The organism is Mesorhizobium tianshanense (genome assembly GCF_007830515.1).
In the GTDB taxonomy this organism is placed as follows: Bacteria; Pseudomonadota; Alphaproteobacteria; order Rhizobiales; family Rhizobiaceae; genus Mesorhizobium; species Mesorhizobium tianshanense.
Window position 1 is genome coordinate 39,121 of sequence record NZ_VLKT01000047.1, and the last position, 24,240, is coordinate 63,360.

22 protein-coding genes and 1 pseudogene are annotated in these 24,240 nt (G+C 59.3%); 9 read left to right on the top strand and 14 right to left on the bottom strand.

Going from position 1 to position 24,240, the window contains the following annotated elements; translation table 11 throughout:
- Window positions 1–415 precede the first annotated feature (415 nt).
- Window positions 416–1,306, bottom strand: a complete 891-nt coding sequence (locus IQ26_RS29250) for an alanine-tRNA synthetase second additional domain-containing protein (RefSeq protein ID WP_162458107.1) — start codon at window positions 1,304–1,306, stop codon at window positions 416–418.
- 325 nt (window positions 1,307–1,631) lie between these two features.
- Window positions 1,632–3,134 carry a MocR-like pyridoxine biosynthesis transcription factor PdxR gene (gene pdxR, locus IQ26_RS29255; protein WP_208760239.1) on the bottom strand — a complete coding sequence of 501 codons (1,503 nt, stop codon included), beginning with the start codon at window positions 3,132–3,134 and terminating at the stop codon, window positions 1,632–1,634.
- 82 nt (window positions 3,135–3,216) lie between these two features.
- Here pdxR and IQ26_RS29260 point away from each other — a divergent pair, with 82 nt between their 5' ends.
- The 3 genes from IQ26_RS29260 to IQ26_RS29270 are packed head-to-tail and all read left to right on the top strand — an operon-like array spanning window position 3,217 to window position 6,092.
- Window positions 3,217–4,452 carry a trans-sulfuration enzyme family protein gene (locus IQ26_RS29260; RefSeq protein ID WP_145721812.1) on the top strand — a complete coding sequence of 412 codons (1,236 nt, stop codon included), beginning with the start codon at window positions 3,217–3,219 and terminating at the stop codon, window positions 4,450–4,452.
- Window positions 4,453–4,512: 60 nt separating this feature from the next.
- Window positions 4,513–5,415, top strand: a complete 903-nt coding sequence (locus IQ26_RS29265) for a dihydrodipicolinate synthase family protein (protein ID WP_145721813.1) — start codon at window positions 4,513–4,515, stop codon at window positions 5,413–5,415.
- A gap of 32 nt (window positions 5,416–5,447) precedes the next feature.
- Window positions 5,448–6,092, top strand: coding sequence for an FMN-binding negative transcriptional regulator (locus IQ26_RS29270; protein WP_145721814.1), 645 nt, complete (start codon window positions 5,448–5,450; stop codon window positions 6,090–6,092).
- Between the two features lie 51 nt (window positions 6,093–6,143).
- Here the strand turns inward: IQ26_RS29270 and IQ26_RS29275 are convergent, their stop codons facing one another.
- Window positions 6,144–7,034, bottom strand: a complete 891-nt coding sequence (locus IQ26_RS29275; protein WP_162458108.1) for a LysR family transcriptional regulator — start codon at window positions 7,032–7,034, stop codon at window positions 6,144–6,146.
- A 382-nt stretch (window positions 7,035–7,416) separates the two neighbouring features.
- Here IQ26_RS29275 and IQ26_RS29280 point away from each other — a divergent pair, with 382 nt between their 5' ends.
- The 4 genes and pseudogenes from IQ26_RS29280 (at window position 7,417) to IQ26_RS39540 (ending at window position 10,726) form a co-directional block, all read left to right on the top strand.
- Complete coding sequence (locus IQ26_RS29280; protein WP_145721816.1) at window positions 7,417–7,848, top strand: DoxX family protein; 432 nt, start codon at window positions 7,417–7,419, stop codon at window positions 7,846–7,848.
- A gap of 133 nt (window positions 7,849–7,981) precedes the next feature.
- A pseudogene (locus tag IQ26_RS39535) lies at window positions 7,982–8,180 on the top strand (transposase); the annotation flags it as partial.
- 794 nt (window positions 8,181–8,974) lie between these two features.
- Window positions 8,975–10,279, top strand: coding sequence for a lysine N(6)-hydroxylase/L-ornithine N(5)-oxygenase family protein (locus IQ26_RS29295; protein ID WP_145721817.1), 1,305 nt, complete (start codon window positions 8,975–8,977; stop codon window positions 10,277–10,279).
- 213 nt (window positions 10,280–10,492) lie between these two features.
- On the top strand, window positions 10,493–10,726 hold the full coding sequence (locus IQ26_RS39540) for a hypothetical protein (RefSeq protein WP_162458109.1): 234 nt from the start codon (window positions 10,493–10,495) through the stop codon (window positions 10,724–10,726).
- Between the two features lie 205 nt (window positions 10,727–10,931).
- Here IQ26_RS39540 and IQ26_RS29305 read toward each other — a convergent pair whose 3' ends face one another.
- Together IQ26_RS29305 and IQ26_RS41660 are read right to left on the bottom strand one after the other, a co-directional pair.
- Entirely contained in the window at window positions 10,932–11,579 is a 648-nt protein-coding gene (locus tag IQ26_RS29305) for an FkbM family methyltransferase (RefSeq protein WP_095492525.1), read from the bottom strand.
- Window positions 11,497–11,829 (bottom strand): GNAT family protein, encoded by a 333-nt coding sequence (locus IQ26_RS41660; RefSeq protein ID WP_145721820.1) that lies wholly within the window; start codon window positions 11,827–11,829, stop codon window positions 11,497–11,499. The genes IQ26_RS29305 and IQ26_RS41660 overlap by 83 nt, the downstream gene beginning before the upstream one ends.
- A gap of 407 nt (window positions 11,830–12,236) precedes the next feature.
- Between IQ26_RS41660 and IQ26_RS29315 the strand changes: the two genes are divergently transcribed.
- Complete coding sequence (locus IQ26_RS29315; protein WP_145721821.1) at window positions 12,237–12,503, top strand: hypothetical protein; 267 nt, start codon at window positions 12,237–12,239, stop codon at window positions 12,501–12,503.
- Between the two features lie 248 nt (window positions 12,504–12,751).
- On the opposite strand, the gene IQ26_RS29320 is transcribed toward IQ26_RS29315, so the two are convergent.
- The 9 genes from IQ26_RS29320 to IQ26_RS29365 all read right to left on the bottom strand — a co-directional run bounded on the left by IQ26_RS29320 (window position 12,752) and on the right by IQ26_RS29365 (window position 23,795).
- Window positions 12,752–14,065: an HlyD family type I secretion periplasmic adaptor subunit gene (locus tag IQ26_RS29320; RefSeq protein ID WP_145721822.1), complete on the bottom strand. Its 1,314-nt coding sequence runs from the start codon at window positions 14,063–14,065 to the stop codon at window positions 12,752–12,754.
- Window positions 14,040–15,815 carry a type I secretion system permease/ATPase gene (locus IQ26_RS29325; RefSeq protein ID WP_240547295.1) on the bottom strand — a complete coding sequence of 592 codons (1,776 nt, stop codon included), beginning with the start codon at window positions 15,813–15,815 and terminating at the stop codon, window positions 14,040–14,042. Before IQ26_RS29325 ends, IQ26_RS29320 begins: the two co-directional genes overlap by 26 nt.
- A gap of 412 nt (window positions 15,816–16,227) precedes the next feature.
- The gene (locus IQ26_RS29335) at window positions 16,228–17,040 is read right to left on the bottom strand and encodes a calcium-binding protein (RefSeq protein ID WP_145721824.1); all 813 of its coding nucleotides are present in this window, start codon (window positions 17,038–17,040) and stop codon (window positions 16,228–16,230) included.
- A gap of 813 nt (window positions 17,041–17,853) precedes the next feature.
- The gene (locus IQ26_RS29340; protein WP_276316449.1) at window positions 17,854–18,870 is read right to left on the bottom strand and encodes a nodulation protein NodZ; all 1,017 of its coding nucleotides are present in this window, start codon (window positions 18,868–18,870) and stop codon (window positions 17,854–17,856) included.
- Window positions 18,871–19,243: 373 nt separating this feature from the next.
- Window positions 19,244–20,032: an ABC transporter permease gene (locus IQ26_RS29345; RefSeq protein ID WP_145721826.1), complete on the bottom strand. Its 789-nt coding sequence runs from the start codon at window positions 20,030–20,032 to the stop codon at window positions 19,244–19,246.
- A 3-nt stretch (window positions 20,033–20,035) separates the two neighbouring features.
- Window positions 20,036–20,950 carry a nodulation factor ABC transporter ATP-binding protein NodI gene (nodI, locus tag IQ26_RS29350; protein ID WP_145721827.1) on the bottom strand — a complete coding sequence of 305 codons (915 nt, stop codon included), beginning with the start codon at window positions 20,948–20,950 and terminating at the stop codon, window positions 20,036–20,038.
- Window positions 20,951–21,180: 230 nt separating this feature from the next.
- Window positions 21,181–22,536: a chitooligosaccharide synthase NodC gene (gene nodC / locus IQ26_RS29355; protein WP_145721828.1), complete on the bottom strand. Its 1,356-nt coding sequence runs from the start codon at window positions 22,534–22,536 to the stop codon at window positions 21,181–21,183.
- Window positions 22,537–22,551: 15 nt separating this feature from the next.
- Window positions 22,552–23,208: a chitooligosaccharide deacetylase NodB gene (gene nodB / locus IQ26_RS29360; protein ID WP_145721829.1), complete on the bottom strand. Its 657-nt coding sequence runs from the start codon at window positions 23,206–23,208 to the stop codon at window positions 22,552–22,554.
- Window positions 23,205–23,795, bottom strand: coding sequence for a NodA family N-acyltransferase (locus tag IQ26_RS29365; RefSeq protein ID WP_145721830.1), 591 nt, complete (start codon window positions 23,793–23,795; stop codon window positions 23,205–23,207). The genes nodB and IQ26_RS29365 overlap by 4 nt, the downstream gene beginning before the upstream one ends.
- Window positions 23,796–24,101: 306 nt before the next feature.
- Here IQ26_RS29365 and IQ26_RS29370 point away from each other — a divergent pair.
- On the top strand, window positions 24,102–24,240 hold a 139-nt coding region (locus IQ26_RS29370; protein WP_145721831.1), incomplete at its 3' end, for a LysR family transcriptional regulator.

Consider the following 24,240-nt stretch of genomic DNA (forward strand, 5'->3'; position numbering starts at 1 on the left):
CGCAGATCGCTGAACGTCGCTCTAACCGACAATCAAACCCAGCGGCTTGACGGTTATATCTGAGACGACGCACGGATATTAGGTTCGTCATCATGAGCGCGGTGCCGCGAAAACCTCGCGTTGGACTGGAGCAATTCCCCGTTTCAATCAAAACAGGACCGCTCTCGGACGACGGGGTGACCAATCCTTTTACACCTGCTCGCGGAAGGCCCGCCTTCATGCCGCTGGCAAAGCCCTTCCAAGACCGCAAATCGCTTGTCGTGGATTTACGCGGGTCCGATGAATGAGCTTCCATCAACGAGGTTCGTGTTCAAACTCCCAGAAGCTTGGCGGTTGTCTGCGCGCCCGGGCGGCGTAACTTCGTTGGCCGGCTGCGAAGCCTTCAGCCCGCCCATTTGCAAAGTGCGGCGAAAATTTACGCTTCTCGAGCCTGTGTTGTCATGACAAAGCCCTCCTCTGAGGGCGCCAAAGTAATCTTGACATCACCGATATCCGAAAGCCTCTCTACATGGGTCCCTCCGCAAGGGATGATGACCTCGGTGCCATCGAGGTTGCATCGCCACTGCCGAATTCCATCAAGCAATCCCTCGGAAGGCGTCAAACTGACCAACGTGTTCGTTTCCAGCCAGCGGCGTATCATTCCGTTAATTTCCACACCCACGGTTTCAAGGTTGTTGAGAAAACCATCACGATCAAAGCCCTTCTTCCTGAGGGACTTGCCCAATCGATAGACGTCCGTGGACACAGCTGGTTCGATCGAGGAGTTCTCTATTGCGGCCTTGTCGAGATTTGGCCGCCCAAGCGAATCGAGATCCGCAAAATCCTTGGTCCAGAAAGGAACTGAAGCCGCATTCAGTGCCAACGCGGCAAGATGCGCCGCCGTATGCGGTACCGATAGCGCCTTACGTCTACGCGGTTCAACCGTGAAGCGTGCTTCCTCACCGATATAGGCACCGAGGTCACGATCTGACTGAACGATATGTACTACCACGCCCTGCCACTCGCCCTCACCCTTCCTGACGGCTTTCGCTTCCTCCCCAATCAAAAGCACACCGGCGCCAGCATCGATCAAGCCTGTCCAAGCATCCGCAATCTCAACCACTACTCCATCCGCGAAGGTGATCTGGCCTAGATCGGCGGGTTGGTCCGGCCAACGAAAGCTGACGGGATGCACTGGCGTTCGGTCCGCTATGACGAGCCAACCATTTACACAAGGCGCTGCAAATTCGATCCTGCCTTGTCCTGCGAGGGCACCGCCCGGGAAGGTAACGAGGGTGCCGGTCTTCATCGACGTGTCGAATTTCATGCTTCTGCTGCCTCTCCGATATTCGGAATCCGGTTTATTTGTTTGTCTTACAGAAGGAGGTGCGCCGTGTCCCAACTGTTGTGCAGGGGCCCCCAAGTTCGGGCGAGCGCCCAGCGACGACACCAGCCGCAACTCGAAAAACCAGCCAGGCGCCATGGGATGGGCCGGGGATAATCGCACGTGCCTTCGAAGCCGCAGATCACCGGTCGGTCGTACGCCCGGAGAACCTCAATCAGGTGGTCATGCTCGGAACGATTGTGGCCAAGGGCTTCGATTAGAAGCTTGCCGGCTGCAGGATTGTGATCCCGGTCAAACTGGACGTGCTCTAGCGTGCGGCCGAAGTGTCGGGAGAGTTCCTTCTCACCCGTTCGACAGCGTCCGTGAGGAACCGAACGCCGTTCTCGATTTGCCCTGTGGTCAAGGCGGAATAGCCCATCACCAATCCGATCCGGTCGGCGCGGCCTTCATCCGTTTCCCGGCGGTAGAGCGGCGATATTGAATGGACACCCACGCCTTCTCGTCGCGCCTCTTCTACCAGCACGTCCTCCAATGACCGACGGAGGTCCTTGAACCAGACGACGACATGCAGCCCGGCATCAGCGCCTTCGATGACGATGCGGTCTGCGAACGCGCGTCGAAGGGCGGCGAGCAGGGTCTCTCGGCGCTCGCCGTTCAGACGGCGGACGCGCCGCACATGGCTTTCATAGCCGCCGCTCTCGATGAGCGAGGCCAGGGCCTCCTGCTCCGCCACCGGAGAATGCCTGTCCAGAAGCTGCTTGGCCGTCGCGAAGACGTCTTGCAATTCCGGTGGAACCACGAGGTAGCCGATGCGCAGCATCGGCGACAGCGTCTTGGAGATCGTTCCTAGATAGATAACGGAACTGCGGTCCTCCAGCTTGTGCAGCGGGGGCACCGGACGAATGTCGTAGCGGTACTCGCCATCGTAGTCGTCCTCGATCACATAGGCGTCGTTACGCCGGGCCCATTCGAGGAGCTGATACCGGCGCGAGACCGGCAAGACACCGCCGAGCGGAAACTGATGCGACGGCGTGACATAGGCCAGCCGCGCCGTGATCCCCTCAAGCAGCTCCGTCTTCATCCCTTCTCCATCGACGGCGACAGAAAAAGGCCGCGCGCCTGTGCTGGCAAAGACCTGGCGCGCCATCCTGTAGCACGGGTCCTCGACTACGAAGCTGTCGGAAGGATCGAGCAGCAAGCGCGCGCAAAGGTCGAGACCCTGCTGCGAGCCGCTTGCGATGATGATCTGCTCGACCTCGCAGCTTAGGGTTCGGGCGCGCCACAAATATCCCTGAAGCGCCTGGCGCAGGCGAAGCGATCCGCGCGGATCGTCATAAGCCAGGCGCCTAGGGCGTTGCGACATCGCCGCGTTCATGGCGCGCTTCCAGATCAGCGCCGGGAAATCGGACGGCGCGAGGTCGCCATAACGGAAATCCACTTTCAACCGGTTGGGCAGGTAATCCGGCCAAGGCGGACTGGCGCGCAGTCTCTCGCCGTAGGCGGAAAGATGAATCGGGCCGGCGCGTTTTGAGACGGTGCTGCTCGCCTCGTGACCGATCAGAGAAGATGCAACGCGAGGTCGTGCGCCTTGACGGACTTCAATGAAACCTTCTGCGGCCAACTGCTCGTAGGCGACGGTGACGGTCGTTCGCGAAACGCCGAGGTCGTTTGCGAGGCCCCGCGACGAGGGCAACTGACTGCCGGTTTCGTAGACGCCCCCGAGGATCTGCTCGCGAAGAGATTCATAGATCTGGCGCGCACCCATACCGTGCGAGCGACCTGCAGAACCGGCACCTGAAGACTGGACCATTTTATTAATCGCCAACTGGACGTTACATGTGAGCCAGTTTGGCGACTATCTTCCGGAATTCCAAGAAACTTCAGAGAGAGCCATGACCCGCCCCAAAGATCGATTCGAAATCGATGCATCGACGCGGCCCCTGAACGAGGCCGATCTCGCATTCGCCACGCGGGCGATCCATCATGGCTACGATCCGGCCGGCTTTTCCAATGCCGTTCAGCCGCCCGTTTTCCTGACCTCGACCTACGGGTTCGAAAGCGTTGCGGCGAACGAGGCGGCGGCCGCCCTTGGCGGCAGGCTCTACGCACGTGAATACAACCCAACGACGGATATCCTCGAAAAGCGGCTCGCCAATCTCGAAGGAGCCGAAGCCGGGCTGGTCGTGGCCTCGGGGATGGCGGCTTTCGGCACGCTGATCCTGTCGCTGCTGTCGCAGGGCGACGAACTCATCGTCCACAAGACGCTCTATGCGAACACGCTCGCCATGGTCGAACAGGCGGTCCCGCGGTTTGGCATCAAGGTCGTTCCAGTCGATCTGTCGGAGCCCAGCAATCTCGATGGCGCGATCACCGACCGGACCCGGCTTGTTTTCTTCGAGACCCCGGTCAACCCGCTGAGCCGCACCCTCGACATCGCCGAAATCGCCGCACGCGCCCACGCGCGCGGCGTGAAGGTGGCGGTAGACAGCACCTTCGCCTCGCCCGCACTCCAGCGGCCGCTGGAACACGGGGCCGATATCGTGATCCACTCGCTGACGAAGTATATCAACGGCCACGGCGATGCTCTCGGCGGGGCGATCTTGGGTGACGCGAAAACACTCCACACGCTGCACGAAACGGGTCTGCGCTATATCACCGGTGCAGCACTCTCGCCCATGTCAGCGTTCATGATCCTGCGCGGGCTGAAGACGCTGACGATCCGCATGGAACGCCACAGTGCCACCGCGCTGAGGGTCGCTCAGGCGCTCGAGGTTCACCCGGCTGTGGCGTGGGTGAGTTACCCGTTTCTCGACTCTCATCCCGATCAGGCGATTGCCCGAAAGCAGATGTCCGAGGGATCAGGCATGTTGGCTTTTGGTCTCCACGCCGGGTTCGAGGGCGCGCGCCGGATGATGGACCGGCTCAACCTGATCACCCGAGCGGTCAGCCTCGGTGATGCTGACAGCCTCATCTACCATCCGGCCAGTCTGACACGTGCCCGTAAAAGCATCCGCAAGGATGCTCACCTTGCCGATGGCGTCGGCGAGGACCTCATGCGTCTCTCGGTCGGTCTGGAAGACGCCGGCGACTTGATCGCCGATCTGAGGCAGGCGCTGGACGTGCTCTGATGAGCCGGTTCCCATCTCGCTTCCAACACTGGCGCTCATGCAGAAATCTGGAGCAACGCAATGGCATTCCTGAGCGGGCTTTCCGCATTTCCCATCACGCCGAGTGACCGTGACGGCCGCATCGATACCAAGGCCCTGCGCAAGCTGATTAGACGACTTTGCGCCGCAAAGGTCGATTCCATCGGCCTTCTCGGCAGCACTGGCACCTACATTTACCTCACGCGCGGCGAGCGGCGACGGGCCATTGCCGAAGCTTTGGACGAAGCCGGTGGACAGACGCCGGTCGTGGTGGGCGTGGGCGCGTTGCGCACCGACGAGGCGGCAAGGCTTGCGCAGGACGCCAAGGCCCTCGGCGCTGCCGCAGGGTTGCTTGCGGCTGTCTCGTACACCCCGCTTACCGATGACGAGGTGTTCGAACATTTCTCGATCGTGGCGCGTGAAGGCGGCCTGCCGATTGTCATCTATGATAACCCGGGGACGACACATTTTCGGTTCACCCCAGCACTTGTCGGCCGTCTTGCTAAGGTGCCAGGTATCGTTGCCATCAAGAATCCGACCGACAAGACCGACGAAATCCGAAGCCATCTGGCCGGACAGAGAGGCATCGTGCCGGAAGGCTTCTCGATTGGCTACAGCGGCGACTGGAATGCCACCGAAGCCATGATCGCCGGAGCCGACACCTGGTACAGCGTCCTCGGCGGCATCCTGCCCGAGGTCTGCATAAAAATTGTCAGGGCGTCGCAGGCGGACGATACCGCGGAGGCACGTCGTCTCAATTCCGAACTGACGCCAATCTGGGATCTATTCAAGCAGTTCTCCAGCCTTCGCGTCGTCTATGTGCTCGCCGAATTGCTCGACATTTGCCGCGCCGAACCTCCGCACCCGATCCTGCCGCTCTCTGCTGCAGCGAAGCGGCAGATCGCCGAAGCGCTGGAACGCCTGCCAGCAGGCACTTTCCGATGAACCGCGAAACTGGCCGGCAGTAAGGAACCGTCATGTATGTACCCCCACATTTCGACGAACCCAGCCAAGAGGCTCTCCACGATCTGATCGAGACGAGCGCCCTCGGCGTATTGATCACCCATGGCAGGAGCGGGCTCGATGCCAATCATATTCCCTTCGAACTTGACCGGGCGCAGGGAAGGTACGGCGCTCTGAACTGCCACGTCGCCCGTGACAACCCGGTCTGGCAGGACGTGTCGACCGGCGATGAGGCACTCGTCGTGTTCCGCGCGGCCGACGCCTATATCTCGCCGCAATGGTATCCGAGCAAGCAGGAGTTCCACCGGCAGGTGCCGACCTGGAACTACCTCGTTGCACATGCATACGGACGGATCACCGTCCGTGACGACGAGAGCTATGTCCGTCACAATGTCGCCAGACTGACCCGCAGGCATGAGGCGGCCCACCCTGTCCCATGGAAGATGGGTGACGCGCCTCGCGACTTTATCGACACAATGGTCAAGGCGATCGTCGGGCTGGAGATCGAAATCACCCGTCTAGTGGGCAAAGCCAAGCTCAGCCAGAACAAAGAACCGCGCGACATTCGCAACGCCGGCGAAATGCTGAACGCCCAAGGCGACCGGCGCGTGGGTCAGGCGATGGTTGCAGCCGCTGCCCGGAAGTCCGAACAGGGCTGAGGAAGTTGCCCCATCGCCTCGTTTTCACGGACTGACCTCCAATTCGAGCAACTATCTATGGGAAGCAAATTTTTCGATCAGCCATGCTCCAGCGGGACCCAGGGCCTTTTCCTTCCTGTAGGCGATAACCAATGGGAAGCTAGGCATCACATCAGAGCCCTCCCAGCTTTCTGGTCTCAGCTCGATCAACCGTCGGGCGGCAAAATCCCCCTCAACCCGTGACCGTGGCATTGAACCCCAGCCGACGCCGGCGAGGAGGAGGTCGTATTTCGTCTGAAGGTCGTTTACCCGCCACCGGTTGGCTGCATGCACGCCATAGTCTCGCCCACTGTCAACTTGGGGGGCTGGGCTAATAACCAATTGGGTGTAGTCCCGCAGGATCGTTGCGCTGAATGGCCCGTCAATTTTGCCAAGTGGATGCGTTGGTGCCGCGACCGGAACCAGATCGATCCGCCCGCACACCCGCCGCTCGAATTCATCAGGTTGGCGCTCAGCAAGCAAACCCAGGTCAGCTGTTCCATCGCGTAAGGCTTTGGCCGCCGCATCGAAGGTTTCGGTCAAGATACGAATTTCGACGAAAGGGAAAGCCCGGGTGAATTCCCCAAGCACATGGCTCAGCAGCGTCGCGGGGGCGTAGGACACAATTGCCAGGGTGAGTTGTGCCTCGAGCCCCTTTGAAATTCCTTGCGCCTGGTGCCGCCAATCGGCGACGTCGTCAAGAATCCGCCGCGCGCGCGGTAACAAGGTTTTGCCCGCTTCCGTTAGAACCGGGCGGTAGGCGGAGCGATCAAAAAGAGCAAACCCGCTCTGTTCCTCCAATTTCTGAATTGTATAGGTGATCGCCGATTGCGCCCGATTCATGCGGCGAGCGGCTGCGGCAAAGCTGCCTTCTTGGACGATCGTGACGAATACCAAGAATTGATCGAGGGTGAGCGCGTCCATAGTTATGCCCAAAAATCTGAACGTTTTCAGAGACGATCCGAGATTCCCGCGATTCAGCATTCCCGATGCCGAGTGCGGTTGCATCTGCCCCACAGCCCCAGTCATCCATGCTTTCGCTTCCCTCGATTGTTGGCCAGAAGCCTCTGCAAGGACCAGCGCCGCAGATCGTCGGCATAGGGCATTTCCGCTCGGATCGCCGTGTACAGCGACTATATCAGTTTATTCGAATGACTACACCGAAATTTGATCGCTTTCTTTGGTGGTGCTGCGATCTAAAATCACTCCAACAGGCAGGAAAAAATGCGCCAGCCCGATGTATGTGTGCTGGCTACCTTGCCTGCGCCCCGAGAGGTGGTGCTTTTCAGGCTTATGGAGTTATCAGATGTCAAATACCTTGAGTTTTGCGCCTACACAGCCAGCAGGGAAGCTGCTGAGAGCCGGGCTGTGGGTCGCCCAATTGCTCGTTTTCACGTCCTTTACCCTGTTTGGTGGCATGAAGCTGTTCATGCCCGTCGATCAATTGGCGGCAATGTGGGTCTGGCCCGGCGCTGTGCCCCCATGGTTCCTTCACCTTATGGGTCTCATCGACATTGCGGGTGGATTTGGCGTGCTTTTACCTGCACTGACTCGAATTCAGCCACGGCTCACCGTCCTGGCTGCACTTGGTTGTGTGCTGCTGCAAATCGCTGCGATAATCTTTCATTTGTCGCGGGGTGAAGCCTCGGTCGTACCGCTCAACATCATCCTGCTCGCCCTTTCAGCGTTCATTCTGTGGGGCCGTGGTAAGAAGGCTCCCGTCCCGCCGCGCGGATGAGAGTCGGGGAGAGTCGAACCGCAAACTGTCCGATTGCTGCGCCATCATGTCCGGGTGGCTGACTTCTCGCACCCGGAGTTGCATTAATTCTGCGGCGAGTCGGCACCGCCGATCTTTGGGGCCAGAACCTCAACCCCACCTCCATTGCATCGTGCCTGGCGGAGGTCTCTCCCCTGACGGCACGCGCTGGTATCTCTTGCCGGCCCGGCTTCTTCCTGCCGGTGCGCGTCCTGTCGCGCCTGTTTAGACGCCTCCTCTTGGAAGAACTGCAGGCCGCCTATGAAGCGGGCAGGCTGAACTTCTTCGGCGAGATCGCCGATCTTGCGGAGTCCGCCGATCAATCGGCGGCTTGCCGAGGTCCGCCGCCGTGAGTGCAGCGGTTGCCGCCGGTTCGCCAACGGGGTTCTGGCGCATGTCAGGACACCCGGCGGTCCAACAAGCCCTGCGCATACTACTTCGACGAGTTCCGTCTTCCCGTCTCTATGTCTCCGCCCATGCTTAATTCGGTCGACCCGCCGTGGTACGTGAGCCGTATGCCCGGCAGCGGGGGAGGGGCGCCGCCGTGAGGCGTCCGCCATCCGATCAATGTCGGATTTCCGACGGTTTCGGATTTCCGATTGGACAGCAAATCCGCTAACTCATTGCTTTAATAGAGTTTTCGTCTCTGGCGCGGTCTTTGCACGGGGGTCTCCAAACGCATCAGCGAGACGTCGTCCCATGATCATGCTCACCGAAAATGCCGTCGCCGCCGTGAAGACTGCGCTCTCGGGTGCCGCCAGGCCAGCGGAAGGCCGAATACAGGGCCGGTACGTGGATAGGGCCGCTTCCGTCGCAGCCGGGAAACAGCCATTCTTACGGTGGGGGCAGCCGCCGGTAGCCCCGTAAGATGCGCCCGACAGCATCACATAACGGTGCCGTGCCAGACCCGGATGACGCCGCGCCCGCTGCCGAAATCGGCGACCTTGAGACCGACGGTCTCAGAGGTGCGCAGGCCTTTGGCTTACTCGCACATCCGGTCGGACCGTGGCTCGAGAATGCCCGCGAGGGGGAGTAAGCCCAATGGCTATGGCCGATATTCGCCGCGAACATGCCGCAGGTTTGGGAAACACCTATAGGAGCAAGACAAGTGGAGTACTCTTGCGTTGGGGTCGGAGCCGGGCCGTCTAATTTGAGTCTTGCGTGTCAGATACACGAAGAAATTGGGCAAGGGGCGCTGTTCCTGGATCGGCAGGTCGACTTCCGCTGGCATCCAGGCATCGCATTCGATTCCTCGGAGCTCCAGGTCAGCCACTTCAAGGATCTGGTCACGCTGGTGAACCCGCGATCAGCCTACACTTTCGTAAACTACCTGTATGAGAACGGGCGTCTGTACCACTTCCTGAACGCGCAGTTCGAAGCCGTGCTCAGAGCTGAGTTCGAGCAATACCTGAACTGGGCCTTCCACAGGAACCCACTTGTCCGTGGCGGCGAGACGGTGCGCGAAATCCGCTTTGACGGTGAGTTTCGGGTGCGGACGGATAACGCGGTTCTCGGCGCCAGAAACGTCGTGGTCGGCATCGGCAAGCAGGCGCAAATTCCGCCTCAGTTTCAGGGCTGGACTGGCCACAACCTGTTCCACTCATCTGTTTTACTGCACATCCATCCTGAGGTGCGGAAAAAGCATGTCTGCGTGGTTGGCGCAGGCCAGTCGGGAGCCGAGGTGCTGTTGCACCTTGTCGGCCTGCCGAAAGAACGGCGGCCTGCCTCGATCACTTGGGTCTCGCAGCGCGAAAACTACCTGCCCATCGACAACAGCCCGTTCACAAACGAGTTGTTCATGCCCTGCTTTTCGGATCGTTTCGCGGCGATGAGCGAGTCGCAGCGCAAGCTGCTCCTGCGCCGTTTCGTGCTTGCCTCGGACGGCATTTCGGAAACCACGTTGCGCGCGATCTATCAGGCGCTATACCGCCACGCATTTCTCGAGCCAAACCGATGCGACATCACACTGCGGCCGGGCTGCACCGTCTCGCACTGCATCAACGCCGGCGCGGGTCACAGGCTGACCCTGCAGCACGGCATGGACGAGGTTGAAGAAGTCACGGCCGACATCGTCATCCTGGCCACCGGTTACGAGAACGCCGTGCCAGGCTTCTTGGAACCGATAGCGGACCGGCTGGAACAGATCGACAACGAGTTGGCTGTTCGCGAGGATTTTTCGGTGTGCTGGGACGGACCGCGTGAAAGACGCATCTTCGTACAGAACGCGAACCTTGGGCAGCGCGGGCTCGCCGATCCGAATCTTAGCCTGCTGGCCTGGCGCGCGCGCCGCATCCTCAACAGCCTTCTGGGGCGCGCGCCATGCGCGAACCCCGAGCATCCTGGCTTCATCAGCCGTACCTCCATCGAGAGCCGGCCCGACCCCGTGGCCGAAGAAATGGGCAGCGGGATATGACTCGTCGACTACTGATCATCGGCGGTGGCATCCAAGGAATGATGTCCGCCTCCGCTGCGGCGAAGGCCCGAGCCTTCTCCGAAATCATCGTGACTGAACAAGCCCTTGGACCCATCGGCGCATCGCATTATTCTGGGGGCGTGCATTTCCCCTATGGGGCACGGCTCCCCTATGGGGCACGGCGAGCGCGCCAGAGTCGGCGCAAAGTATCGAATGTTTGCGCGGATCCCGGCGATGGTATCGAGGGCCGACTGGCTGCAGCCGAGCGGACAAAATCCCCGTGCCTGGTCGCAAACCTCGAGCGCAGCGGCGGTCGCGATCATGTGTGGCAACATCCTCTCGCGATTGCGGCTGGTCAGTGAAAAGATTCCCTGCGGCTGCTCATCCATGATTCCGTTCGATTCACCGAGCTCGGCGAAGGCCGCGGTTCAGGTGGCCTCAAGCTGAAAATTCGAGTCCTTCACGGGGACCAATTCCCTTGCCTCGCCTCGCAGAACCTGTTTCCGGCGGATCTGCAAGGGCAACCAGGCTTCGGTCCAATCAAGCATGCTGCGACCGCTCACGGTGCGATCCTCGCACCCAAATCCAGCCGCTTGTGGATCTCCAATGAGGATGGAGGGCTGCAGCAGGACAGAAGCAGAACCGGCCTGGTCTAGAGGCTCGTATTCCTAAGCAAAACATCGCCCTCCACTCCGCGTGGATAGCGGGTCACCAATTCGAACGAAGGCAAAAGATCAAGAATGGCTTGCAGGGACAGCTGCCCTTCATAGAGCTCGTGGTCGCTATATTCCGTGTAGATAAAGCGCGTGTTGCTCAAGGTCTGTCTGCCGCCAGCAATGACATCTGACTCGGCTCCCTGCACATCCATCCAGATGAAATCGATCTTGTTCAGGTTCGCTTCGCTGCACCAGTCGTCTAGCCTTCGAGTTTCAACTGAGATGGGGCGATCGAACCGAACCCAAGCATGTTCGACAAGATGATTCTTGGGTCGGCGTATCGAGCCAGATTGGTCCCATTCCTTTGCGCTTCCTTCTCCATTGCTTGGATGGAAATCAATCGTGCCATTTCGGTTGCTGAGCGCGATTTCAAACAGTTTCACCTTGTCCAGGTACGGATTCATGTTTTTCTTAAAGCGAGCAGCCGCGCGAGGGTCTGGCTCAAAGCAGTAGAGCTGAGCCTTCGGGCAAAGCCTGAGAAAACGTCGCGTATCGGTTCCGTCATTGCAGCCGATGTCCAAGATGACGGGATCGGGTTTTTGCAGTAGTGAAACGATATGCCGATGTACTTTTAATGAAGAGATCGGTTCCTGCATAGGTATTTCCATCGAACTTTACCCTCAACGCCTCAATTGCACACGCGACATCCCTGGAAGGTATATCAACCGGAACTCCGGGGGCTAGCGCCAGCCAACTGCGATTTGTTTCGAATGATCCCGCCTCGACCGCGCCGGTCGGTCCATGAATCTTTTGGAAGAAGTTGGACAGTTTGGCTGGTCGGCGAGTGGCAGCTCGCATTCTCAGTAGACCTGTTCTCCCCGCCGACGTTTTCATATCCGCTATTCTCTATAATTCGTAAAATCGATTGTATTGATGGAACGCATCCGCACGATGGATGTTTGGCAAGCCATGCACCTGTGATTGGCCGGGAGAGGACTACGCTTCGCCGGGTGGCGGTTACGCGGACCCGATCACGCTTCGAGGATGGACTAAGGGCGAATTTCTTCCGGGCCCAGTGTAGTGAGCAAACGCAACGCTGACTTCGACCCATTCCGCAGAAGTGACATTCCGACGGCTTCGCCAAAGGCGCCCAAGGGCGATTGACAGCAAGGGCAACATCGACTCCGGCTTCATGGGCTTTGGCCACTGTATGGTCCGGCACAGTAAGCAATGTTGTCGTTAGCAACTGCAATGCTCGAGGGCGGGACCTCGCGGCCAATCTCTCAGTTAGACGTTGGGCCATGTCCAACCGGAAATCGCGCGCATCCGCATTAACCGCCAACACGCAGAACGACGAGTCGATCGCCGGGGCGTTCAAGCGATCGCCGGGTGCTCACGTCTTTCCGACTCTTGCAGTGTCATTGATGAGCTTGGCGCTTCCTGCATTGCTCCAGGAATTGCAGGCCCGCGGCGCGATGCCTTCGGGATCAGCGGCTATTCGACCGCTTGCGGCAAAGTTGCTGAGCGTTTCGACTTGCGCGGCAGGCGTCGAGATCCGTCTGAGCTAAAGCGTCACCCATTCGACGGACAGCATCAGTGGTATTTCAGCGTTGCGAGAACGCTCTCTATAGCTGTCGCCGAAGTTGCAGAGCTAGCGCGACGAGGAGGTTTGGAGCCTCTGCGAGAAGAAACGGATTAAGAAAACCTCCCTTTGTCGCTGAAGTACGGGGACGACATTACGGGATTCTCTGCTTTATACTTGCCATTCCAATTCTTCGCAAAATATAAGACTTCACCAGCGAAAAGGTCTAATATTCTATTCCTCCCGGAATGCCCGACTGATTTGGTCGGATAGCGGCTTCACAAGATAGGAAAGCGCCGTACGCTCACCCGTCTGGACCATTGCTTCGGCCGGCATGCCAGGCACGAGCGTCAGGTCCTTGAGCTTTGTCAGTTCCGCATGCGGGACCGATATGCGCACCAGATAATAGGAAATGCCGGTTTTTTCGTCCGTCGCCAGATCGGCTGCGATCCGGCTGACATATCCGTTCAATTCGGGCGTGGTTCTCAGATTGAAGGCTGACATCCGCAGCACGGCCTTGTGACCAAGCTGGATTTGATCGATGTCCTTGGGGGTGATCCGTACTTCCAGCGCGAGATCGTCGTCTTCTGGCACAATTAGCATAATCGGATCGGCGGGCGTGATCACTCCGCCGACCGTATGAACTGCGAGTTGTTGAACGATACCGGATTGCGGCGCGACAATATCGATCCGTCGCAGTTCGTCTTCAGCCGCCACCTTGCGCTCGACATATTCCCCAACCTGCGCCTGAACCTCTCTAAGCTCCTGGCCAACTTCCGTCTTGAGATCCTGATCGATCTGCAGGATCTGCAGGCGCGTTTCGGTTATGCGGCCTGCCGACTGTGCCTGATAGGCAATCTTCTCACCGCGTTCGCCGCCGAAAGTGACAACCTGCGTCTTCAGGCTGTTCAAGCGTTGGTCCGAGACAATTCCTTGTTCGCGCAGCCCACTCAGGGCAGCAATTTCCTTTTGGAGAATCTCGATGCCTTCCTCATAGGCAATCTCCTGCGCCTTGAGTCCCTCCATCTCGTGCTCATATTGGGTAATGCGCTCCGCTAGCTGGGCCTGCCTTCCTTCACGGGACCGTCTGCGGAATTCGAACAGCCGCGTCTCACTATGTATTGCCGAAGCTACGTCCGGAACATCTCTGCGGGCGAGCAGCCAGCCCGGGAAGGCGATCTCCGCCAGATCGTCACGCTCAGCTTCGAGCCGTGCTAGCCGGGCGGCTAGCTCATCGAGCCGCTTGGTGACGATGGCGAGATTGGCGCGCGTCTGGGTGGCATCGAGCCGCATGACGATGTCGCCGGCTTTTACCTTGTCGCCTTCGCCCACCAGGATTTCTCCCACAACCCCGCCGGTTGGGTGCTGCACCTTCTTCACATAGGAATCGACGACAAAGTGTCCGGACGCGACAACCGCACCGGAGAGATTCGTGACGGCCGCCCAGCCTCCGGCTCCCCCGACAAAGATCACGCTCGCCAGTAGGCCCGCCGACAGGTGCCGGCGAATGGAGCTGGAAACGTCATTGTTCTGATCGATGCCGGACATCGGGATCCTCCATGTCAGCGCACTCTCGCACGTTATCCTGTGTAGACCCGTTGGCCTTGACCCCGGCGCCTGGTGCCATCGCTGCAGCCTTCAGGACCTTGGGAAGCACTTCATCACGCGGACCAAAGGCTCTCTGCCGCCCACCTTCCATCATCAACACGTAATCCACGGCGCGGATGGCACTCGGCCGATGGGCGACGACAACCGCAACGCCCCTACGCTGGCGGACGGAGGCGATCGCCTCAACGACGGCGGCCTCGCCTTCCGCATCAAGATTGGCATTGGGTTCATCAAGCACAACAAGGAAAGGGTCGCGATAAAGAGCACGGGCAAGACCGATACGCTGACGCTGCCCGGCGGAAAGTGCCGATCCGGCCTCACCGATCCGAGTTTCGTAACCGTGCTCAAATCGGAGGATCAGTTCGTGCGTGCCCGCTGCCTTCGCCGCGGCGACAATAGCCTCAGGGTCAGGATTATCCTCAAAACGAGCGATGTTTTCGGCAATGGTGCCGTCGAACAGTTCAACGCCTTGCGGCAGATAGCCGACATGACGGCCTAGTGCTTCCCGGTCCCATTGATCTAGGCTTGCGCTGTCGATGCGAACCTTTCCGGCGGCCGGCGCCCATGCGCCGACGATGGCGCGCGAGAGTGTCGACTTGCCGGAACCCGATGCACCGATGACCCCGAGTGCGCTTCCCGCCTGAACGGCAAACGCAAGGCCGGTCACGGTCGGCTTCCTTTCGCCGGGCGGAACGATTGTCACGCCTTCGACGCGCAGTTCGCGTTCAGGTGCAGGCATTGGCATAACAGGAGCGGTTTCAGGGATCTTTGCCAGGAGGTCCTCCAGCCGCGCCCAACTCTGGCGCGCCATGAGGAAGGGTTTCCAGCTTGAAATGGCCAGATCGACCGGAGCCAGGGCACGCCCCATCATGATCGAGCTGGCAATCATGACCCCGGCCGTAGCCTCCTGCCTGATGACAAGGTAAGCGCCGACGGCAAGAATGGCCGATTGCAGCATCACGCGCAGCGACTTTGAAATGCCACCGAGCCCACCTGCGACGTCCCCGGCTTTCCGATTGGCGCCCAGATACTCGGCATTGGCCTTGTGCCATCGGGCAGCGATCCGCTTTCCGAGACCGAGAGCTTGCACGACCTCGGCATTGCGGCGTGCTGCTTCCAGTAGGCCATTGCGGACCATGTTGTGGGCAATGGTATCGCGTATCGGCCGCTGCGAGAGACCGTTGGTAAGAAATGTCAGAGATATGAGGACGATCGCCCCAATAAGCGCCGTCATGCCGATCCAGAAATGAAAGAGGAAGCAAATGCCGAGATAAAGCAGCATCCATGGCAGATCGAAGAAGGCGGTCGGACCGTTTCCACCTAGGAATCCGCGAACATTGTCGAGATCGCGAAGCGGCTGCAAGCCGTCGCCCGGCATGCGCGTTGAAAGCGGAAGGCGAACGATAGCATCGTGAACGCGTCCGGAAAACTGTCCATCGAAACGCTCGCTGATCCGGAGCAGCACGCGGGCGCGCAGAATGTCGAGTATGCATTGGAACGCAAAAAGCCCCGCAGCAAGCACGACGAGTCCCACTAGCGTCGGTACGCTGCCACTTGCCAGAACGCGGTCGTAGACCTGCAGCATGAACAGCGGCGAGGTCAGCGCAAGCAGGTTGACCACACCACTGATCAATAAAACTCCCCAAATAGTGGAAGTCAGAGGGAAGGGTCTCAAAGCTGAAATGTTCAAGGAATGGTTACTCAGGGAGGGCCTCCGTTAACAAGCATTGTGAGGATCTGGCGATCCAGCACCGGATAGTGCTCGCCGAACGGGCCTACGACACCGATCGCATCCGCTCGCTGATTCAGGATCAGTGCTCCCGCCGACTATGTTAACCCGGCATTTGATGGAGCGGGTCAACAACACCGTCCGGCTGAAGCATTGGAAGGGCAACGTCATCGTCGCCGGCCGAAAGAGCCCGAACAGCCTTACCGCCTCGAACCTTCAGGGAGGATTCGGTGTACGACCAGCGCGACGCGCAGGGCTTCATCAATCTTGCACGCTGCGCCGGCTCCCGGGCACCACGGCCAGCCGCAAGTAGCGGAAAAGGAAAGCGCCCGCCGGGGGTGGCGGGGCGCGGGTTCCGTACGGGTTTTCCGGATCAAACGAAGGTGAAGTCCGACGCGGTCAGGCCCAGGTTGGCCAGGTCGGCCAAGGTGTTCACACCGCTCAGGTGAACGAACTCATGCGCGTTGTTCTCGGAGGTGACATAGGCCAAATTCGCGATTCTGTTGATGCCGTCGTTGTAGTGGTAGACGATGATGTCGCCGGCGGCCTCGCCGGAGATCGCACTTGCGGCGGCAGAGGCAGAGGTGAAAGGTTGGTCGGTGATCACCACGACGTGCTCGCCGTTTGCACCCGAGGCCGCACCGCTGTAGAAGCTGCTCACCGGGGACCCAGACTGTACGCTGGCGTTATTGACGAAGTTCGCGCCAAAACCGTCGTTGTCGAGGCCCACCGCATCGAAGGCGAACTTATCCTCCGTCCGGTTGAAATCGACGATAGTGCTGATGTCCGACTCCGACCCGTACCTCGGGTCGGAGCCAGACATCGGATTGTGGAACTGGAACAGGAACGTGTCATTGTCGGCGCCCCCGATCAGAGTGTCTGCGCCGTCACCCACGTAGAGGACGTCCTCGCCGGGACCGCCGTCGAGCCTGTCATTGTCCTCGCCGACGATGCGTGGTTCGTAGCGGCCGTTGTCGCCGGAGAGATGGTCCATGCCGCCGTCCCCGAAAATGCGGTCGTTGCCCTCGCCGCCTATGGCTTGGTCACTACCCTCGCCAGCCGAGATTTCGTCATTGCCGCCACGGCCGTCAAGCCAGTCATTGCCCTCGTAACCCGCCATCCAATCCTCAATCTCGGTGCCGAGGAGCGTTTCGGAACGCGGGCCACCCTCGATAATTTTTGCCATCGCAAATACTCCTTATGATGCGGCCCACCACGCCAGCTGGCGAGCCTTCATATTCTTTATCGGATCATCAGAGTAATCGTTTGCATTGATAGAACACATTTACGGGATGGATGCGTTCAGGTGCACGTCGCCTCTCTGCTTAGCAGTTGCGGACCTCCCTGGCGGCGGGCGGACGCTGGTCGTCCGGGCAATTCGGATCTGAGGATCCGACGCGTCAGGGGGGGCGTGGAGATTCCCGAGTCGCGCTGCGCATTTTTACGCCGGAGCCTTCCTGTGAGATGGCCCAGGGCTCCTGCACAAACTGCCAACCGTGATGTTCGTTCGGCGCAATATCGATGTGTCGATCTCATAAGCGCGCTCGACTCGGGTCGGCGACAGGCCTGACCACGGCATTGCCCGGAACCCCATCCCGGGGGATTTCGCCGGGCTGGGGACAGGCAGGCAGCTGAGCGCGTTTCAGATCATCTGCGTCATGCAGTGGACTTGGCGGGTGGCGCCTCCGCCCTGAATTTGGATAGGGCGAGCCAATGCGAACATGGTGCGTTCCCGGCCGCGCCGGTCGGCGCCCTGAACCCGGAGTCCGGCCGCCTTCAACGTCGTGGCAGGTCGCGCGCGGTCCCACACCGGTCGCCGTCCGCAATATGCCGACGATGACGTCCCTGGCGTGTGCTAGCGGCCTAATTTGGGGCGAACCGGGCCGTTCGCCGGTATATGGGGCTTCACGCACCTCTCGCGGCGGCGATGCCAGATTTGAATGGCGCAGGATAGGGGCGTCCACCCGTCAGGACCAGATTCACGAGGGTGCCAGGACTTTCACAAAGTCGGGAGATCTTCGGGCGAGTTGTCAATAAAGCTCAAACCACCCGGATCGTTCAAATCGAATTCAATAATCCGTGGCACGACGAGGCGGGCATAGCGCGAGAAGGCGCTAGTCGGCGGGAAGCGGACCACGGTATCGCATCGCCCGAGGAGGTACATCTCGACGAGAGCAGAAAAACCGCCGTCAACGCCCAGTGCTGCGCTGTGTAATGGCCCGGCCCGATCCGCCTGGAAGTGTTTTGGAATTGTGAAAAGATCGGAAAACTCGCCCGACAAGTCATGACGCACCTGCTCACTGTCAGTACACAAGAACACCCTCACAGGTTTTGGATGCGATAGCGCTTTAGCCTTACGAATGGCCGTGCATACCTGCCGGAAGGCGAGTTCCGGATCAGCCCAGTAGGGAGCGTGCTCCATTATATCTTCGCCGTTGCCGTGCCGGACATGCACCCCGATTATGCTGTGCTCCTTAAAGTGCTCCTGGTAGATGGCGTCAATCCGAGCTTCAATTTCAGGCCTCGGTTTGATACTCCGAAAAATCTGTCGTTCGGCACCCATATCGCAACGCCACATCAAGCAAGCATCACACACTACTGTGTTGGCTTCAGTATCATCTTGGCCCTCGAAAAGCTCTCTCAGCTCGTCACGTTCTCGGAAAATCTGTTCATCTGGGCGGCAAACGCAGTCGATCGATGGCCTATTCCACCACGGCGGAAAGAAAGGCCCAGGGAATGAGAGCTGGTTGACCTGGTCATCGCAAATAACCGGTACGCCAGCGATGTCTTGAATCGGCTCGAAGAACACCGGAAAGGCATTGGTGAAGGGTTGATCGAGATAACAGGAGCCACGCCAATCTATGGCTAGCGTCCGCCCCGTCCGCTTAGCGTAGGACCAAGCTGCTGCCAGAGACCACAAGCAATCACCAAAACCGGTACGCCGTCGCGAAACAACGAACCGATCCTCGCCAGATCCAATCATCAGTGATCGCGGTCCTAGCATCTCGTTCTCCATTTATCGTGACAAGAAAGTCAAATTGGCCTGTCTCAAGACCGTTCGACCTGACCGGGCTGCAATGCCGCTCGCCCCTGCGAACGCCAGTCAGATATCACCGCCTCTAGCAATTCTCGTAGGGTTCGTCTGAATCAGCTGATGAGATCAGCCCATGGTCATTCCGGCGTCCCATAATCTGAGATCTTGATTGGGAGACATCGAACCTCCCGTGACAGGCTGACTTTCCTGCTGGAAATGTCGTACGTCAGCTGCAACACGGAGATAGCGTCTTTGAGGTGCTTGCAGCGAATGGCCAACTATGGCCGGATGATCATGCGCCTCCGCGTGAATTTCGTGGCACTGCATCACGGATCTCCTTCTCTCGGAAGTTATCTCAACGCATCAGGCGCCGGCGAAGCAGCACCATCGAGAGGAAGAACGGCAACACCGCGTACAGGCAAAGCGCACCGATATGCAGGGCGATGCCGCCAGCCGGGCGATCAAGCATTTCCGGACGAATAAGGTCGATCGAATGTGCCAGCGGCAAAAAGTGCGCTGCCTGCTGAAAGGGACCTGACAATTGCGTGACCGGGAAGACCGCGCCTGACAGGAACAGCATGGGTGTGAGGACGAGCGACTGGTAGAATACAAAATAGTGGTAACTGGGCGCAAGCGCGGTGACTACCATCGCCAGGCTCGCAAAGGCGAACCCAGTGAGCGCGATGGCTGGTAGCACATATAGCAGGGACGGCCACGCCGCATAGCCCACCACGGCGGCGACGATCGCAATTGCCGTGCCGGCCAAAAAGCCCTTGGTGGCTGCCCACGCCAATTCACCGAGAACGATATCGCCGAGAGTAAGTTGTGTGTACAGGATTGCTTCCCAGATGCGCTGATGGTGCATGCGAGGGTAAGCCGCATAAATTGTTTCGAAGGTCGACGCGGTCATGGCGCTCGTCGCGACCATACCGGCTGCCAAAAAAGCAACGTAGGACGCATCTTCAACCCGACCTACCATCATTCCGAGGCCAGTACCAAGTCCGAAAAGATAGATCAAAGGATCGGCGAGGTTACCGAGCATTGACGCAAGTGCGATCTTCTTCCACGACAGATAGTTGCGGCGCCACACCGCAATCCAGTTCCACGCGTTGGCGGGTAGAGCCGCCGCAAAATCTTCACCCATCGTTCACTTCTCCATCTCGCGTCCGGTCAGCCGCAAGAAAACGTCCTCCAGATTAGGTGGACGCTCCAGAAGACGCAGACCGGCGCGCCCGTGCAGTTGCACGCGCACCTGCTCCGGATCGGGCGCATAGCAAAAGAGCGTCTCGCCGCTCACCTCGATGCGCTGAACGTATGGCCTGATCAGCGAACTCAGCTCCTGTGGATTGCCGCCGAAGATCTCGATGACTTGGCACCCGATATGTTCGTCAATCAGGGCATGAGGGCTGCCTTCCGCAATGTTGCGTCCATGCTCGAGAACGCACAGCCGATCGCACAACCGCTCAGCCTCTTCCATAAAGTGGGTCGTCAAAATGATCGTCTTGCCGCGCGCCAGCAGGAACCGCAGGCGCTCCCAGATCAGGTGTCGCGCGTGCGGGTCGAGGCCCGTAGTCGGCTCGTCCATTACGAGTAGCAGGGGATCGTTGATCAGCGCACGTGCCAGCGTCAGGCGCCGCTTCATGCCGCCCGATAGTTCGGCGACACGTGCATCCGCCTTGCTCTCAAGGCGGGCGAACTCCAGGAGCGATGGGATGACCGCTTTGATCTTGCGTGTGCTCATGCCGAAGTAGCGGCCGAACACCAACAGGTTCTCGCGTACCGTGAATTCCAGGTCAAGGTTGTCGAACTGCGGAACCACGCCGATGCCCTCGCGTGCCAAGCGAGCCCGTGCCGGCACTGGCACTCCGAGCACCGTGATCTTACCGGCGTCAGGCCGTGTCATGCCGAGGACCATACGCGCAATCGTGCTTTTGCCCGCACCGTTCGGCCCCAGCAGGCCGAAACACTCTCCCGACGCAACGGTGAACGACAGCTCGTTCACAATGACCTTATTGCCAAATGACTTCGTCACGCCGTTAAGGTCGATTGCTACGTTGGACATGCGTTCATCTCTGCTGAAAGGAGCCGTTCAGCCGGCAGGAGCTCACTTGCGAGCGTTCTGGACAGGCCTTCGCTGTGACGGCCCTTGGGAAAGCGACAGCCGGAGCATTTGTATGAGACGCTCCCGCTCTACGGATTGCAGACGAGCCGCCACGGATCGTCTGCGGCCACTTCCCGTTCTAACAATTGAAATATTGTCCGGTCACGACTTGTGCCCTACGCAGTACACTATCACTCGCCACTGAAAACGCTCTCAGACTCCACCAACCTTGAAGAACCGCGCGAAAGATCCGTCCTGCGAATTGAGTGAGCAACTTCCGAACCTCCTGTAACGTTTGGTCCGGCGATCGGGTTTTTGATGAGGATCTGCTTTTCCCCTCCATTGGGTAGGGTGGCCGCCTTGCGCGACAACCAATCGCTGTTGCTCAATGTGCACAACGCATAGGCTTTCAGGGGGAGTAAGAGAAAGACGTTGATGAATGTGTGTAGAGAAAAACCGAGAAATCGAAGTTGGCGGGCACGAAACGCTGCCACGCTGCACCGAATGATGGTCATGGATGCAATCATCACGACTGCCGACCAAGGCACTGTGGCTGTCAGTACGAACTGCGCGAGTCCAGCCAGTACCGACAGGGCGAGCAACAGGGGGCCGAGATTCTGTCCGACCACATCCAGCGTTAGATAGCGATCGAGGCTTGGCAATAGGCGCAGCGCAAGCAACGTGTCCCGAAATGTGCTCCGCGCCCAGCGGAGTTGTTGGCGCAGATACGGCCCTAGCCGATCCGGAACGATCGTTGCGGCGATGGCGTCGGGAACGTATTCGGTTCGAAGGCCTGCTTTCAGCATGAGGATCGTGAGATGGCGATCCTCACCGAAGTCGCTTGGCTTCCCCCGAAACAGTTGCGTCTCGTACTGATCCAGCAGCAAAAGGAGTGCGGAACGACGGTACATCGCACATGGGCCGCAGCAGCACATAACGGCACCAAAGCGAGCCTGTGCCGCTCGCTCCTCATTGCAGGCCAGCCAGTACTCCATATCGATCAACCGGGTCAGCCAGGTGTCGCCCCGGTTGCTGGCCACCAACTGGCCCATGGCCGCGCCGACGGCTGGATCCTGCATCTTCAGTGCAAGCTTTGCGACGACGTCGGACGCGAGTGTCGTGTCCGAGTCGACGTTGAGCACCAAATCTCCAGATGAGCGGCGTATCGCGACGATCTGCGCTTTGCGTTTGCCAACATTCTTGTCGAGCAAAATGAAGTTGAATCTCGGGTCGCCCGCAAAGGCACCGTGTACCGGTACGACAACGTCGCGATTTGCAGAACCGTCATCAACCACATAGACCCGCAGTTTTCCGGCATATTGTTGGCTTGCAATGGACGCCAGGCACGCCGAGAGCGCGCTCGGATCCTCGTTGAAGGAGGGGACGATGACATCCACGCTCGGCAGAGGGTCGAAACCGACCAATTCATCCGACACCGGAGAACGGTCCATCGGCAAAGCATAAGCCATCTGCATGCTTTTATAAGCAGCCGAGAGCAGTGCATAGCACGAGACGGCGACAGTACTGGCTGTGGCAAGCAGGTCCATAGGATCTCGCAATTTTCAGTGATGTTGTGGAAGGGCGCGAATTTCATATCCGCAGGCGTTTAGTGCCGGAATCAGCTGGGACAGCGCCTTGGCGGTCTGGTCGCGCAGTCTGGCTTGAGTGCTCGGTCTCAACTCGTCGGGCGGGCAACCGTCGTGCAGGAGCACGATTGCACCCGGCCGGACAGAGGCGAGCACTGCATCGACAATCGCGTCGGTGCCGGGGCGAGACCAGTCTCGCGGGTCTACAGACCAATGAAGCGCCGCCAGCCCGGCGATCTCTGACGCTGTGAACACTTCTTCGCTCCAGGCGCCGTAGGGCGCGCGAATGAAGCGTACCGAGGCCTGTGGACACGCCATCATGATGGCGCCGTTCGCTTCAAAGATTTCACGGCGCACTTCGCCGAAGCTGCATTTGCACAGATCCGGATGAGTCATCGTGTGGTTGCCCACCTCGTGCCCTTCTGCGATCATTCGTTGGATTAGATCCGGGTGCTCTACGGCGTAGGTGCCGATGACGAAGAACGTCGCCGGCACCCGATGTTGCGCCAGCACATCGAGGATCTGCGGTGTGAAAAATGGATTGGGACCGTCGTCAAACGTCAGATAAACGCTGCGACGGCCGGTGCTAGCCCATTCACTCGGCATTTCGCTTATGTAGTCCAGATGTTTCATAGCTCCGGACCGTTCCGATCAATCAGGGTGCCGGACGGCCACTCGCTCATCGGGCGTCCAATCGGCGTAACCAAGACGAGCACATCCTCCAGGCGGGTGGGCGGCAGGTCGGGATACACTTCTGGATGGGTCGAGCGCACGGGAATGCCCGACAACATGGTCGCCAGACCGCCTCGGCAGAACCTCTCAACATGGTTCCGCAGCGCGTGCCGAACCGTGCCGAAAGCGAATGGAACCCCAAGCTGCTGCAGCACTGGATACACAAAGCGCATTGAAAAGCTGATTCCGAGTCCCTCAAGATCCGGACGCACCCCGTACAACCCCAGTTCGGCCACTAACAGATCGACCTCGCCAACCTTGATGAAGCGGCGCAGTATGCCAATGTGAGCCGCTATGCCGTGAGCGTCGTAGCCGATTGCGCGGACTTCCGGTCTCGCACCGGCCCAACTACGGCCGCCTTCGAACGGCTTCGCGTTGGAGGCGTTAGTCCGTCCATAGGTCTTTCGGAAGAAGTCGGAGAGTTCGACATGGTCGGCCAGTTGCAACTCATTTTCCCAGCACAACCTCCACCGCACGTCAGAGTGCATGGAAAGACCTCGTATTTGTTGGAATCTTTTGAGGTAAGCGCCTACGCATCGGGGAGCTTCTCGCGTCGAGCCGACGCGATGTAGCTGCGCGGGTCACCGAAGAACCTAGCCGCAATGGACATGCGATCTCGGTTGATGTTCGGCGCACGCCGGAAGGCGTACACCAGAAAATGCTCCTCGGAGCCAACGCAAACATTGAAAAACTTCCTTTAGGACTTCCTTGAATTCTCCCTATGCGACGTTCTGAAAAATTGATAAAATCGTTTGTTTCGATGAAACGCATTCACTCTATGGATAGCTGAAGACATGCGTTTCAAAGGGCTCGATCTGAATCTTCTCGTCGTGCTCGACGCGCTGCTGAGCGAGCGCGGCCTCACGGCGGCGGCACGCCGCATCAACCTAAGTCAGCCGGCCATGAGTGCGGCCGTCGCCCGGCTGCGTGACT

What these genes read in the sequence shown, in the direction of transcription:
- IQ26_RS29250 (WP_162458107.1), bottom strand. Translation starts at nt 1,306, where the DNA reads ATGAAATTCGACACGTCGATGAAGACCGGCACCCTCGTTACCTTCCCG.
- pdxR (WP_208760239.1), bottom strand. Translation starts at nt 3,134, where the DNA reads ATGGTCCAGTCTTCAGGTGCCGGTTCTGCAGGTCGCTCGCACGGTATG.
- IQ26_RS29260 (WP_145721812.1), top strand. Translation starts at nt 3,217, where the DNA reads ATGACCCGCCCCAAAGATCGATTCGAAATCGATGCATCGACGCGGCCC.
- IQ26_RS29265 (WP_145721813.1), top strand. Translation starts at nt 4,513, where the DNA reads ATGGCATTCCTGAGCGGGCTTTCCGCATTTCCCATCACGCCGAGTGAC.
- IQ26_RS29270 (WP_145721814.1), top strand. Translation starts at nt 5,448, where the DNA reads ATGTATGTACCCCCACATTTCGACGAACCCAGCCAAGAGGCTCTCCAC.
- IQ26_RS29275 (WP_162458108.1), bottom strand. Translation starts at nt 7,034, where the DNA reads ATGGACGCGCTCACCCTCGATCAATTCTTGGTATTCGTCACGATCGTC.
- IQ26_RS29280 (WP_145721816.1), top strand. Translation starts at nt 7,417, where the DNA reads ATGTCAAATACCTTGAGTTTTGCGCCTACACAGCCAGCAGGGAAGCTG.
- IQ26_RS39540 (WP_162458109.1), top strand. Translation starts at nt 10,493, where the DNA reads ATGTTTGCGCGGATCCCGGCGATGGTATCGAGGGCCGACTGGCTGCAG.
- IQ26_RS41660 (WP_145721820.1), bottom strand. Translation starts at nt 11,829, where the DNA reads ATGAAAACGTCGGCGGGGAGAACAGGTCTACTGAGAATGCGAGCTGCC.
- IQ26_RS29315 (WP_145721821.1), top strand. Translation starts at nt 12,237, where the DNA reads ATGTCCAACCGGAAATCGCGCGCATCCGCATTAACCGCCAACACGCAG.
- IQ26_RS29320 (WP_145721822.1), bottom strand. Translation starts at nt 14,065, where the DNA reads ATGTCCGGCATCGATCAGAACAATGACGTTTCCAGCTCCATTCGCCGG.
- IQ26_RS29335 (WP_145721824.1), bottom strand. Translation starts at nt 17,040, where the DNA reads ATGGCAAAAATTATCGAGGGTGGCCCGCGTTCCGAAACGCTCCTCGGC.
- IQ26_RS29340 (WP_276316449.1), bottom strand. Translation starts at nt 18,870, where the DNA reads ATGGAGAACGAGATGCTAGGACCGCGATCACTGATGATTGGATCTGGC.
- IQ26_RS29345 (WP_145721826.1), bottom strand. Translation starts at nt 20,032, where the DNA reads ATGGGTGAAGATTTTGCGGCGGCTCTACCCGCCAACGCGTGGAACTGG.
- nodI (WP_145721827.1), bottom strand. Translation starts at nt 20,950, where the DNA reads ATGTCCAACGTAGCAATCGACCTTAACGGCGTGACGAAGTCATTTGGC.
- nodC (WP_145721828.1), bottom strand. Translation starts at nt 22,536, where the DNA reads ATGGACCTGCTTGCCACAGCCAGTACTGTCGCCGTCTCGTGCTATGCA.
- nodB (WP_145721829.1), bottom strand. Translation starts at nt 23,208, where the DNA reads ATGAAACATCTGGACTACATAAGCGAAATGCCGAGTGAATGGGCTAGC.
- IQ26_RS29365 (WP_145721830.1), bottom strand. Translation starts at nt 23,795, where the DNA reads ATGCACTCTGACGTGCGGTGGAGGTTGTGCTGGGAAAATGAGTTGCAA.